This is a genomic window from Nocardia sp. NPDC058497, from assembly GCF_042720195.1.
Taxonomy (GTDB): domain Bacteria; phylum Actinomycetota; class Actinomycetes; order Mycobacteriales; family Mycobacteriaceae; genus Nocardia.
Genome location: NZ_JBHXMY010000151.1, coordinates 1 through 11810 on the forward strand (window position 1 = coordinate 1; position 11810 = coordinate 11810).

The following is an 11810-nucleotide window of genomic DNA, read 5'->3' on the forward strand; positions in this document are numbered from 1 at the left end:
AAAGGACGCAGATACTGCTGAGACTGAGAGCTGCGCCAGGGTATAAGTCGGAGATGGCGGACAAGATCGGGGTGTCGAGGCAGATCCTGTCCAACCACCTGGCCTGTCTGCGCGGCTGTGGTCTGGTTGTCGCCGTTCCGGAAGGCCGGCGTAGTCGCTACGAGCTGGCGGATCCGCGGATCGGGCGGGCGCTCGACGACCTCCTCGGCCTGGTGCTCGACGTCGATCCGGCCTGCTGTCCGGCGGCCGCGACCGAGGAGTGCTGCTGATGCCGGAACTCGGTGCGCCGCTGGAACTTCCGGATCGCCGCAAGGTGCTCGCCACCCGGATCCGCTGGCTGGTGGCCGCGACGATCAGCTACAACGTGATCGAGGCGATCATCGCGCTGACCGAGGGCACCCGGGTGTCCTCGTCGGCATTGATCGGTTTCGGGCTCGACTCGGTGATCGAGGTGGCCTCCGCGGCGGCGGTGGCGTGGCAGTTCGCCGGCCGGGATCCGGAAGCCAGGGAGAAGGTCGCGCTGCGGATCATCGCGTTCTCGTTCTTCGCGCTGGCCGCCTACGTCACCGTCGACGCGGTGCGCGCGCTGTTCGGGGTGGGGGAAGCGCGGCATTCTCCGGTCGGAATCGGTTTGGCGGCAGCGAGTCTGGTGATCATGCCGGTCCTGTCGCTGGCGCAGCGTCGCGCGGGACGTGAACTCGGCTCGGCCTCGGCGGTCGCCGACTCCAAGCAGACCTTGCTGTGCGCCTACCTGTCCGCGGTACTGCTCGTCGGGCTGCTGCTCAATGCCCTGTTCGGCTGGTCGTGGGCCGATCCGATCGCGGCGCTGGTGATCGCCGTCATCGCAGTGAAAGAAGGTCGCGACGCGTGGCGGGGCGACACCTGTTGCGCGAGAGCGCCACTCGGCACGGTCGCGACCCGCGACTGCTGCGACAACTGAGGGAAGGAACCGGCCATGGCTGTCTCGGCACTGGTCCTGTACGTGATTTTCGGTGCGCTCGGATTCGGCTGGCGCAGTTGGCGGCAGTATCGAGCGACCGGCTCCACCGGGTTCCGCGGCATCAGCGGGCGTCCCGGATCGCTGGAATGGATGGCCGGTGTCGGCTTCGTCCTGGCGATCGTCGTCGGGCTCGCCGCGGTGGCTCTGCAACTCGGCGGTGTACTCGGCCCGATCGACGCGCTCACCGCCGCGCCGATCCAGACGGCCGGATTCGTCCTGGCGATCGCGGGCATCGGCGCGACTCTCTACGCGCAGAACGAGATGGGTGAATCCTGGCGCATCGGTGTCGATGCCAGCGAGACGACGACGCTGGTCCGCACCGGCGTGTTCGGCCTGGTGCGCAACCCGATCTTCACCGCCATGCTCGTCTTCGGGGCGGGGATCGCGTTGATCATCCCGAACGTCGTCGCGCTGGCGGCATTCCTGCTGCTCCTCGTGACGATCGAGCTGCAGGTCCGGGTGGTCGAGGAGCCGTACCTGACCAGGGTTCACGGCGCAGGCTATCGGGACTACTGCGCCACGACAGGCAGGTTCGTGCCGGGGATAGGCCGGTCGGCTGCGTAGAGCCGCGACGCCTGATTCGCGAAACGCCGAGGAGGGAATGAACCCACCCGGTTAAAGCAAGATCACCAGGCCTTGGTGGATATTCCTTCTCGCTCCGTTGCCGCCGCCAAGGCCTGGTGATCAATCGTCCGGATTGTGGTCGAGTCAGTGGCCGCGGGCGATCCAGTCGGCGAGGGCGGGCTTTTCGGCCCCGATGGTGGTCGTGTCGCCGTGTCCGGTGTGGACGGTGGTCTCCTCGGGCAGCGCGAACAATCGGTCGCGGATCGAATCGATGATCGTGCCGAAATCGGAGAACGAGCGGCCCGTGGCGCCAGGACCGCCCGCGAACAGGGTGTCACCGGTGAACAGCGCCGCCAGTTCGGGCAGGTGCAGCGAGACCGAGCCGGGGGAGTGGCCGGGGGTGTGCAGCAGGTCGATGTCGGTGCCCGCCACCGTGATCCTGGTGGTGTCGGCCAGCGAGCGGTAGCCGGCGTCGGGGTGGGTCATCCGCCACAGCGGCTCGTCGCCGGGGTGGAGCAGGACGGGGGCGTCGAGGCGCTGGGCGAGTTCGGGCGCGACGGTCACGTGGTCGTTGTGGCCGTGCGTGCACAGGATCGCGGTGACGTGCCGGGAGCCGACCGCGGCGGCGATGGCGTCGGCGTCGTGGGCGGCGTCGACGATCAGTACCTCGTCGTCGTCGCCGATCAGCCACACATTGTTGTCGACCGCCCAGGTCCCGCCGTCGAGCGCGAAAACGCCCGAGGTGACGACCTTCTCGATGCGGGCGCTCACCAGACCACCACCGAACGCAGCACCCGGCCCTCGCCCATGGCGGTGAACGCCTGCTCGACTTCGTCGATGCCGATGCGCTCGGTGACGAAGCGGTCCAGCGGCAGCCTGCCCTGGCGATACAGATCGATGAGCATCGGGAAGTCGCGTTCGGGCAGGCAGTCGCCGTACCAGGACGACTTGAGCGAGCCGCCGTGCGAGAACAGATCGATGAGCGGCATCTCGAGCTTCATGTCCGGCGTCGGGACGCCGACCAGCACCACGGTGCCCGCGAGGTCGCGACCGTAGAACGCCTGCTGCCAGGTCTCCGGCCTGCCGACCGCGTCGATCACGACATCGGCGCCGAAACCGCCGGTGAGTTCCTTGATCTGCTCGACCACGTCACCGGTGCTCGCGTCGATGGTGTGGGTCGCGCCGAAATCCTTCGCCCACTCCAGCTTTCGCGGGTCGCGGTCGATCGCGATGATCGTGCCCGCCCCGGCCAGGCGGGCGCCTGCGACGGCGGCGTCGCCGACACCGCCGCAGCCGATCACCGCGACACTGTCGCCGCGTGAGACCGCGCCGGTGTTCACGGCGGCGCCGATGCCAGCCATCACGCCGCAGCCGAGCAGACCCGCCACCGCAGGGTCGGTCTCGGGATCGATGATGGTGCACTGCTTTTCGTGCACGAGGGTCTTGTCCGCGAACGCGCCGATGCCGAGCGCGGGGGTCAGCGGGGTGCCGTCGGTGAGCGTCATGGGGGCGCTCGCGTTGTGGGTGTCGAAGCAGTACCAGGGGCGGCCGCGCCGGCAGGCCCGGCATTCGCCGCAGACCGCGCGCCAGTTCAGCACCACCACATCGCCTTCGGCGACATGGGTGACCGCGGAACCCACGGTCTCGACGACACCGGCGGCTTCGTGTCCGAGCAGGAACGGGAACGCGTCGTTGATCCCGCCCTCGCGGTAGTGCAGGTCGGTGTGGCAGACCCCGCAGGCCTGCACCCGGACGATCACATCGTGCGGTCCCGGATCGGGGATCACGATGTCGACCGTTTCGACCGGGGCATCCTGCGCGCGGGCGATGACTCCACGGACGGTCTCGGGCATGCGGAACTCCTCAGTGTCGGCGTGTGCTACGCCAACGCTAGCGGTGCCGCGGCCCGATCAGTCCGGGATGGGTGGGATCTTCCCGGTCGGCGTGCCCAGCTTTTCCCGCACATGATGCTCGACGAGCAGCGGAACGAAGTCGCGGACGTGCACCTTCGCGAAGTGGTCGTGGGTGTGCCGGACGATGTCGGCGATCTCGGCGGGGGCGATCGTGGGGTAACGGATGGTCAGTCGTTCGATGACCTCGTCGAGTTGCTGATCCTCGTGAGTAGTCATGTCTCAGGGCTACCCGGAGCCGGGTTGGTCAACCAGCCCGCCATAGACCATGTCGATGGCGGCGATCGGTACTGCGTCCTGGACGCGGTGGGGCCAGATGGGCACGGTGGAGGGGACCTGACCAGAGGAGAAGCCTATGAATCCGGCTCGCCCCACAGTCCGTGGTGCCGGCGTGCTCGCGCTCGCGGTGCTCGCGGTGGGTATCGGCGCCTGTTCCGCCGACCCGGACGTGCCGCAGGCCGCCGAGGCCACGGCGACCACCGAGGTATCCGCGCAGGCCACCCCGGCGCCGCAGACCACCCGGCAGGTCGATCACAGTCTCGACGACGATCTGTTCGCCGCCGCCGCGGACAACGACGTGGCCCGGGTGCGTGACCTGATCGCCCGCGGCGCCGACCTGGAGACCCGCGGCGACAAGGGCCGCACCCCGCTGGTCGCGGCGACCAAGAACCGGGCGAGCGAGGCCGCGGTGGCGTTGATCGACGCGGGCGCCGATGTGAACGCCAAGGACGATCTGCAGGACTCCGCCTACCTGTACGCGGGCGCGGAGGGCTTCGACGAGATCCTCGAGCCGACCCTGCGGCACGGCGCCGACCTGCGCAGCGTCAACCGGTACGGCGGCACCGCGCTCATCCCGGCGAGCGAGCACGGGCACGTGAGCACCGTGCGCATGCTGATCGCCGCGGGTGTCGACGTCAACCACGTCAACACGCCGCGGTGGACCGCGCTGCAGGAGGCGATCGTCTACGGCGACGGCTCGCAGCGCTACCAGGAAACCGTCACCGCGCTGCTCGCGGCAGGCGCCGACCCACGGATCCGCGACGCGGACGGCCGCACCGCACCGCAGAACGCCGAACGCCTCGACCAGGACGCAATCGTCGCTCTGCTGCGCGGACGCTGATCGGCCCGCCTGCCACCGTGGCCCAGGTGCGCGGACTACCCTCGGCGGCATGGCCGAGGACGAATTCTTCCTGGATCCCACGATCGGTCGACCCGCGGACAAGGTCGGGTACTTCACCGACCAGGCGAGCTTCCACCGGTTCGCCGCCGCCTACCACGCAGGCATGGCGGAGTTGCCGAAGCCAGACGCGATGGCGGCCGTGCCCACTTCGTTCGGGCAGGTGCGCGCCTACCGGTTCGGCCCCAGCGGCGGCACGCCGGTGGTCCTGCTGTCCGGTCGCCAGGCATCGACCCCGATGTGGGCCACCAACCTGCCCAGCTTGCGGGCGCGGCACACCGTCTGGTCGGTGGACAGCGTCGGCGAGCCGGGCGCGAGCGGCCAGACCAGGGAGCTGATCGACGGCCTCGATCAGGCCACCTGGGTCTCGGAAACCATTGCCGGACTGGGTGTTCCGCGCGCCCATCTGCTCGGCGTGAGCATCGGCGCGAACCTGGCGGTGCAGACCGCCATGCACCGCCTCGGCTGCGTCGCCTCGATCACCCTGCTCGATCCGGCGAACACCTTCGCCCGGTTGAGCTGGAAGATGATCATGGTCTCGCTGGGCAGCGCCATCCCCGCGATGCCGAAGAGCCTGCGCAATCGCCTGCTGAGCTGGATCTCCGGCGGTGCCCCCGTCGACGACACGGTCCCCGAGGGCAGGCTGATCGCCTCCGGCATGAAGGACTACCGCGACGCCCAGCCGCTGCTGGCGCGCCCGACCGAGGACGAACTGCGCGCGCTCGCCGTGCCGGTGCTTGCCGTGTTCGCCGGTCGCAGCATCGTGCACGACGCGACCGAGGCCGCCGCCACCGCCCGGCTGATCCCCGGTGCCCAGGTGGAGGTGTGGCCGAACGCCTCGCACGCCATCAACGGCGAATACCCCGACCGCATCGCCGAGCGGTTCACCGAGTTCACGGCCGGGATCGGCTGACCGACTCCGCGCACGACGAAGCCCCGGCCGGAACCGGGGCTTCGGGAAAGGGATCTCAGCCGAGGACCGACAGCGCCAGCCCGATGGCGGCGCCACCGAAAACCACGGTGTTGCGGACCGTCTGGAGAGTCCAGGTCCACGCCGGGAATCCGGCTTCGGCGCGGTCGAGCAGGGCGGGCACGTCGATCCGCGCCAGCTCGGGATCGCCGGTGCGGGCGAAGGCGGCCGTCACCGACCGCACCGCGGTGTGGTTGCTGTAGACGATCACGCAGTTGCCGAGGAACACCAGGGTCAGCACCACCCAGTTCACCGGGCGGGCGATGTCGAGGCCCGCCAGGTTCAGCCCGGCCGCGGTGAGCATGATCGCGGCGACGCTCAGCGGGGCCGCGCTCTCGTGGCCGCTGGCGTCGAAGCGCATGCCGTGTTCGCGCAGCGCGGTGGTGCGCACGCCCTGGCGCGACAGCTCGGCCTGCGCGGTCGCCATGGCGGCCGTGCCGAACTGCTCGACGAGGAGGGCCTGGGCGGCCTGAACATGCGCAGCCTCGGCCAGCGCCTGGACTCCGCCGCGACCGCCATGTACTGGCACGTGAAGAACAAGGACAACCTGGTGCGCCTGGCCGTCGACGAGGTGTGGGGCGAGATAGACCTGCCCGACCCTGATGCCGCCGACTGGCGCACGGCAGCCGAGACGATGGCCACCGGGATGTACGAGGCGCTGGCCAGACACCCCTGGCTCGTGCAGGCGTAGGCGAGCCATCTGCTCTACGGCCCCAACAAGTCCAGGCACGACGAGAACGCACTGGCGATCTTCGAGTCCGCCGGATTCGACGACGACGATGCCGACCGCGCCGTCGACGCGATCTTCCTGTTCGTTCTCGGCAACGCGACCGGCCCCGCCGCCAACGTCTCCCTGCGCAGGCGGCTGAGCAAAGGCGGCGCCGACCCGGAAGCGCAACTGGCGCAAGCGATGACCGAGGCAACCGAGATCGCAGGCACGTTCCCCCGGCTGCGTGCCCGGATCGAGCGCGCCGCGGGCACCGGCTACAACGCCGCGCCCGACAGCAGCTTCCGGTTCGGTCTCACCGCGCTGCTCGACGGCATCGGTGCACGGAAAGCGCTCTAGCGCACCGCTATTCGGTGACCGAGCCGATCCGCCCCAGCACGGCGGTCACCACGAGGAATCCGCTGTCGACGATGTCTTCCAGCGGCTGACGGTAGTCGTCGAGCACCCATTTCTGAGCGATGATCAGGATCGCGCCGACCAGCCCGAGAACCACCATCCGCACGCTCACGGCGGGATAGTTGTCCAGGTCCACATACGGGGTCAGCAGGGCCATGCAGATGTCGACGAGAGCGTCGAGCACATCGTGATAGGCGCCGTCGACGGTCTGGCTCACGCCGAGGATTTCGAAGTAGGCGATCCGCGGCACCCGCGGATCGTCGCGGATGAGCTGGAAATACGCCGTCAGCGCGCCGCGCACCCTGGTGTCGATGTCGGCGTCCACATCGCCGATGCCGAGGTGGATCGCCTCGAGCATGCGTGCGGTGATCTCCCGATACACCGCGAGCAGCAAATCCTCGCTGTCGGTGAAGGATTCGTAGAAGTACCGCTTCCCGACGCCGGCGGCGGCGCAGATGGTGGTGACCGTGGTGTTGCGGTAGCCGTCGGTGCCGAACGCCTCGGTCGCCGCGTCGATCAGGCGGGCGCGGCGCTCCTGCTGACGCTGCCCCGGAGCGGCGCCACGGTATCTGCGTCCGTCTGTATCGAGTTCGGGCGCGTTCACATCGTCGATTCTGTCAGGTGACCCGAGAGCGTCGGCGCGGCGGCCGGGCGGTGCGGGGGCGGGCCGGGAACACGTTCTTGCGATCGAACGTGACGCAGGCTACGTTACTTCCCGGTACGGGAACGTCGTGGTTCCCGACGGCGGAGGGCTGAGACCGAAGCATGATCAAACATCGAGGGCGGCTGGCTGCGCTGGTCGCATCTGTCGTCGTGTTCGCGGGGGCGGTCGCATCGGCACCGGTCGGCCAGGCATTGCCGGCCACCGACGGGCTGGACGCGCAATTCGTCGCCACCCACAACGGGCCGCAGCAATACCCGAACGTCTTCATCGAATGGGACGTGCCGATCACCATGAGTGACGGAACGGTATTGAAAGCCAACGTCTATCACCCGGCGGGTGCCGACGGTCAGCCGATCACCGAGCCGACGCCGACGATCGTCAATTTGACGCCGTACACGAAGCTGCTGTCCAACATCGCCGACTCGACGCTCGCGGTGCCGGGCCTGTCCGAGCTGCTGATGCCGGTGCTGCAGAACCTGGACTTCTCGCCCTTCGGATTCAGCAGCCTCAGCGACATGATGAACGCGCTGCCCGGCGGTGCCGCTCGCACCTTCGGCGTAGACCGGAACCTGATCCGCGGCGGCTACACCCAGGTGGTCGTCGACGTGCGCGGCACCGGTTTCTCGCAGGGCACCTGGCAGGTGTTCGGCGAACGCGAACAGCTCGACGGCGTCGAGGTCGTCGACTGGGCCGCCAAGCAGCGCTGGTCCGACGGCAAGATCGGGATGAGCGGCATCTCCTACTCGGCGATCAACCAGATGCAGACCGCGCAGCGTCATCCCGAGGCGCTCGAGGCGATCTTCCCGATCGTGCCGGGCAGCGACCTGATCCGCGATGTCGCCGCGCCCGGTGGCGCGCTCGGCGTCGGCTTCATCCCGACCTGGCTGCTCGCCGTCGACGGCACCAAATTGCTGCCGGACCTGGTCTCGATCCTGACCGGCAAGTTCGACTGGGTCTGGCTGGCCGACCGGGTGCGCGACCCGTTCACCTTCTTCAATGTGCTCATCGCCGCCCTGACCACCCCGAGCGTGGACCAGATCCCGCCGGAGATGGCCGTGATCCTCGACGATCAGAGCCCGCTGCGGACCGCCTGGGTCGGTGCGCCGGAGCAGGTGCAGGTACCGACCTTCCTCTACGGCGGCTGGCACGACATCTTCACCTACTCGACCCCGCGCATCTACAACGCCGTCGATGTGCCCGCCGAGCAGAAGAAGCTCATCATGGGCGACGACTACCACGTGACCGTGAGCTCGGGCCTGGGTCAGGCGGGTGCGCCCGCGCCGCTGGAATCGCTGCAGCGCGCGTGGTTCGACAAGTGGCTCAAGGGCATCGACAACGGCATCGACCGCTACGAGCCGGTCACCCTGTGGCAGCAGGGCAGCGAGCAGTGGACCACCGACGTCGCGTTCCCGCGGCCGGGCATGCAATACCGGCGGCTGTACCTCGACGGCGCGTCCTCGGGGACCGCGCCCGGCAGCAGGCACGACGGCAGCCTGGTCACCGCACCCGGTGCCGCCCAGCGGGTTTCGGTCGATCCGAGCTTGACCACCATCTGCTCGCGCGATGCCGCGCAGGGCACGGCCGGTCTGATTCCGCTGCCCGACGTCTGCGCCGAGGACGCCAGGATCAGTGAAGGCGCGGCGCTGACCTTCACCACCGCGCCGGTGACCCAGCCGACCCGCATCTCGGGCTCGATCGCGGCACACCTGAACACCGTGCTCGACGCGACCGACGGCTACTGGACGGTGACGGTGAACGACGTTGCGCCCGACGGCCGTTCGACGGTGTGGTCGCAGGGTCAGCTGGTGGCCTCGCTGCGCGCGGTCGACGACGGCAAGTCGACGCGCTCACCCAACGGCGACTACACCGACCCGTACCCGATCCTCACCCTTCACACCCGTCAGCCGGTCGTGCCGGGCGAGCCGACCACGATCGATATCGGCATCCGCGCCACCGACGGCGTCCTGCTGCCGGGCCACCGCCTGCGCGTCGACGTGTTCGCGAGCAACTTCCCCAGCGGAATCCCGTTGCGGCCGTTGCTGAACGAGAGCGGTCTGCGGACCCAGCACCTCGAGCTCGACCCGGCCCGCCCGAGCTGGATCAACGTGCCGATGGACGTCGATCCGGGCTGGTGACCCTGATGCCCGCCGTGCCCGGGGCCCGCGCGGACTCGGGCACGCGGGTGACGCGTGCGCCCGCCCCCTCCGCGAGGTGGGCGAAGGTGATCGCGTCGCGCACGGCCGCGCCACCGGGATCGTTGTTGAAGTAGACATGGATGTCGGCGGTATCGGGCCAGGCGTCGAGCAGCCGGTGCACCCAGCTGTCCAGCGCGTGGCGGCCGTAGTGCGGCGCCGGGTGCGCGCGACCCGCGTGCAGGCGCAAATAGGCCCAGTCGGTGGTCCGCCAGAGCGGGGTGATCGGGCGGGAATCGCGATCGGCCCAGGCCAGTGCGGCGTGCCGGGATTCCAGCACCGCGCGGATGTCGTCGGTCCACCACGATTCGTGCCGGGGTTCCACCGCGACCCGCACCGAGGCGGGGAAGCAGCGCAGGCAGTCGTCGAGCAGCGCGGCATCCGCGCGCAGGGTCGGCGGAAGTTGCACCAGGATCGGGCCGAGTTGCTGACCGAGTCCGTCGGCCCGGTCGAGTAGGCGCTGCACGGGTTCCTCGGGTTCGCGCAATCGCTTGATGTGGGTGAGGAAGCGGCTGGCCTTCACCGCGACCAGGAAATCCGCCGGTGTTCGCTCCCGCCACGCGGCGAAAGTCTCCCGGCTCGGCAGCCGGTAGAAGGCGTTGTTCGATTCGACCGTGGCGAACGCGTCGGCGTAGTGCTCGAGCCAACACCGCATCGGCAGGCCGTCCGGATACAGCACGCCGCGCCAGTCGCGGTATTGCCAGCCGGAGGTGCCGACCCGGATCACCGCGTCCACCTGCCTTTCGCCGATGTCGGCGGGTGGCGCGCAGCAGCGGATCGAGTTCGCCGTCAGTCGCGGCCGAGGGCGTGGGCCAGTTCCTGCTTGTTCATCTTCGAGCGGCCGTCGATATTGCGGCGGCGGGCCTCCTCGTAGAGCTGGTCACGGGTCAGACCGCGCGGGCCCTGGCGATGGGCCCGCTGGCCGCCGCGACGCTGCGGTGAGGTGTCGGTGCGGGAGAGTTTGCTCGACCGCTTGGCCTCACCGGACTGCGCGCGCGACTTGTTGACCGTGCGCGCCGCGATCTCCTCGGCCCTGTCCTCGCCGACGCCGCGCTCCTGCTGCGATTCCTTGATGTGCTTGTACTGCCGTTCGCGCTTGTTGCTCCATGCTTGCTGCGGCATAGCTACACCTCCGCGTCTCGATCGGGGTTTCTGTTTGCCGACTACCCGTGCTTCGCATCCGGAAACGGCGGCGGAGTCCGGCACACTGGCGAAGGTGAGCGCATCGGGCAGCGGGCGGGCGCGAGCCCGCGCGGTGGCGGCCGGGTTCTGGCGGTGGCTGCGCAGCGCGCCGGGGACGTATCTGTGGCTGGCCGCGCTGGCAGTGACGACCGTCATCATCCACCGGCTCACGCCCGAGGAGGCCAGGGCCTGGCTCGGGCATCGGTCGACCAATCTGTACCACCTCGGTGAGGACCCCCTCCGGGTGCTGATCGGCAGCGCGTTCTGGACCGACGGCGGCGGCTGGTTCGGTTACGCGGTGCTGTTCACGATCTTTCACGCCAATGCCGAGCGGTGGCTCGGCACGTGGCGCTGGCTGGTGGTGGCCGTGCTCGCGCACGTGGGCGCCACCTATCTCAGCGAGGGTGTGCTGCTGTGGGCGATCCGCGACGACGACGCGCCGGAGCGGGCGATGTACACCCTCGATGTCGGCGTCAGCTACGCGCTGGCCGGCGTCGCCGCGGTGCTGGCCTATCGGCTGGTGCGGCCGTGGCGCTGGTGGTACGTCCTCGGTGTGTTCGCGGTGGTGATTCCGCCGATCCTGCTGAGCCGGACCTTCACCGATATCGGGCACGCGAGCGCCGTCGTCATCGGCTTCGCGTGCTATCCGCTGACTCGCGGACGCGACGGGACCTGGGATCCGGGCGTGTTGCTGCGCCGGATCCGTCGCCGAACGACGTCTGTGCGGTGCTGGGCGCGCTGGCGCTCGCGGCGCTTCTTGTGGCCTGATCTCGGCAAAACGCCACGAAATTAGGTGTTACCTCAATTACTACGTACATGTATCATTGTCCCTACCGCACGACCGGCGCACCGTCGCGCCCGGCGCTCGAAGGAGTATCGCGCGGTAGGACGAGGAGTACCGATGAAGTTGCTTCGCCGGGCAGCACGGCGACCGGAGGTAGATCCCGGCAAGGTCGCTCTGCAGGCTCGCAATGCTGTCTCTTATACACAACTCCCAGCCCACGATACCGTAAATCATCGCGGTTGGC

Annotated in this window: 16 protein-coding genes; 9 read left to right on the forward strand and 7 right to left on the reverse strand. The window is 69.1% G+C overall.

Translation table 11 applies throughout. The annotated features are described in order from the left end of the window. From ACFWPJ_RS13050 to ACFWPJ_RS13060, 3 genes are all read left to right on the forward strand, one after another. A partial coding sequence (locus tag ACFWPJ_RS13050; protein ID WP_378850454.1) for a winged helix-turn-helix domain-containing protein occupies window positions 1-269 on the forward strand: 269 nt, incomplete at its 5' end. Next, window positions 269-940, forward strand: coding sequence for a cation transporter (locus ACFWPJ_RS13055; protein WP_378850456.1), 672 nt, complete (start codon window positions 269-271; stop codon window positions 938-940). The genes ACFWPJ_RS13050 and ACFWPJ_RS13055, both read left to right, overlap by 1 nt. 15 nt (window positions 941-955) lie before the next feature. Further along, complete coding sequence (locus ACFWPJ_RS13060) at window positions 956-1564, forward strand: methyltransferase family protein (protein ID WP_378850459.1); 609 nt, start codon at window positions 956-958, stop codon at window positions 1562-1564. A 144-nt stretch (window positions 1565-1708) separates the two neighbouring features. On the opposite strand, the gene ACFWPJ_RS13065 is transcribed toward ACFWPJ_RS13060, so the two are convergent. Genes ACFWPJ_RS13065 through ACFWPJ_RS13075 form a run of 3 tightly spaced genes read right to left on the reverse strand, consistent with a single transcriptional unit; the run spans window position 1709 to window position 3693 of the window. After that, window positions 1709-2335 carry an MBL fold metallo-hydrolase gene (locus tag ACFWPJ_RS13065; protein WP_378850462.1) on the reverse strand — a complete coding sequence of 209 codons (627 nt, stop codon included), beginning with the start codon at window positions 2333-2335 and terminating at the stop codon, window positions 1709-1711. Then, a complete protein-coding gene (locus tag ACFWPJ_RS13070; protein ID WP_378850465.1) occupies window positions 2332-3417 on the reverse strand; it encodes an S-(hydroxymethyl)mycothiol dehydrogenase in 1086 nt (361 codons plus the stop codon). Before ACFWPJ_RS13070 ends, ACFWPJ_RS13065 begins: the two co-directional genes overlap by 4 nt. A 57-nt stretch (window positions 3418-3474) precedes the next feature. Further along, entirely contained in the window at window positions 3475-3693 is a 219-nt protein-coding gene (locus ACFWPJ_RS13075; RefSeq protein WP_378850467.1) for a three-helix bundle dimerization domain-containing protein, read from the reverse strand. A gap of 136 nt (window positions 3694-3829) precedes the next feature. Here ACFWPJ_RS13075 and ACFWPJ_RS13080 point away from each other — a divergent pair, with 136 nt between their 5' ends. After that, the gene (locus ACFWPJ_RS13080) at window positions 3830-4594 is read left to right on the forward strand and encodes an ankyrin repeat domain-containing protein (RefSeq protein WP_378850470.1); all 765 of its coding nucleotides are present in this window, start codon (window positions 3830-3832) and stop codon (window positions 4592-4594) included. Between the two features lie 49 nt (window positions 4595-4643). Next, window positions 4644-5564: an alpha/beta fold hydrolase gene (locus tag ACFWPJ_RS13085; protein ID WP_378850473.1), complete on the forward strand. Its 921-nt coding sequence runs from the start codon at window positions 4644-4646 to the stop codon at window positions 5562-5564. 55 nt (window positions 5565-5619) lie between these two features. Here ACFWPJ_RS13085 and ACFWPJ_RS13090 read toward each other — a convergent pair whose 3' ends face one another. After that, complete coding sequence (locus ACFWPJ_RS13090; protein ID WP_378850476.1) at window positions 5620-6012, reverse strand: hypothetical protein; 393 nt, start codon at window positions 6010-6012, stop codon at window positions 5620-5622. On the opposite strand from ACFWPJ_RS13090, the gene ACFWPJ_RS13095 reads away from it, so the two are divergent. Further along, window positions 5986-6312 (forward strand): hypothetical protein, encoded by a 327-nt coding sequence (locus ACFWPJ_RS13095; protein ID WP_378850479.1) that lies wholly within the window; start codon window positions 5986-5988, stop codon window positions 6310-6312. The genes ACFWPJ_RS13090 and ACFWPJ_RS13095 overlap by 27 nt on opposite strands. Window positions 6313-6321: 9 nt before the next feature. Beyond that, the gene (locus ACFWPJ_RS13100) at window positions 6322-6687 is read left to right on the forward strand and encodes a TetR/AcrR family transcriptional regulator C-terminal domain-containing protein (protein ID WP_378850494.1); all 366 of its coding nucleotides are present in this window, start codon (window positions 6322-6324) and stop codon (window positions 6685-6687) included. A gap of 7 nt (window positions 6688-6694) precedes the next feature. Here ACFWPJ_RS13100 and ACFWPJ_RS13105 read toward each other — a convergent pair whose 3' ends face one another. Continuing rightward, window positions 6695-7348, reverse strand: a complete 654-nt coding sequence (locus tag ACFWPJ_RS13105) for a TetR/AcrR family transcriptional regulator (RefSeq protein WP_378850482.1) — start codon at window positions 7346-7348, stop codon at window positions 6695-6697. A 161-nt stretch (window positions 7349-7509) separates the two neighbouring features. Here ACFWPJ_RS13105 and ACFWPJ_RS13110 point away from each other — a divergent pair, with 161 nt between their 5' ends. Further along, on the forward strand, window positions 7510-9543 hold the full coding sequence (locus ACFWPJ_RS13110) for a CocE/NonD family hydrolase (RefSeq protein ID WP_378850485.1): 2034 nt from the start codon (window positions 7510-7512) through the stop codon (window positions 9541-9543). On the opposite strand, the gene ACFWPJ_RS13115 is transcribed toward ACFWPJ_RS13110, so the two are convergent. Both ACFWPJ_RS13115 and ACFWPJ_RS13120 read right to left on the reverse strand, forming a co-directional pair. Further along, a complete protein-coding gene (locus ACFWPJ_RS13115; protein WP_378850497.1) occupies window positions 9509-10327 on the reverse strand; it encodes a DUF72 domain-containing protein in 819 nt (272 codons plus the stop codon). The two genes, ACFWPJ_RS13110 and ACFWPJ_RS13115, sit on opposite strands and share 35 nt — an antisense overlap. 62 nt (window positions 10328-10389) lie before the next feature. Continuing rightward, window positions 10390-10722, reverse strand: a complete 333-nt coding sequence (locus tag ACFWPJ_RS13120) for a plasmid stabilization protein (protein ID WP_378850488.1) — start codon at window positions 10720-10722, stop codon at window positions 10390-10392. A gap of 94 nt (window positions 10723-10816) precedes the next feature. Between ACFWPJ_RS13120 and ACFWPJ_RS13125 the strand changes: the two genes are divergently transcribed. Continuing rightward, window positions 10817-11575, forward strand: coding sequence for a rhomboid-like protein (locus ACFWPJ_RS13125; RefSeq protein ID WP_378850491.1), 759 nt, complete (start codon window positions 10817-10819; stop codon window positions 11573-11575). Window positions 11576-11810 lie beyond the last annotated feature (235 nt).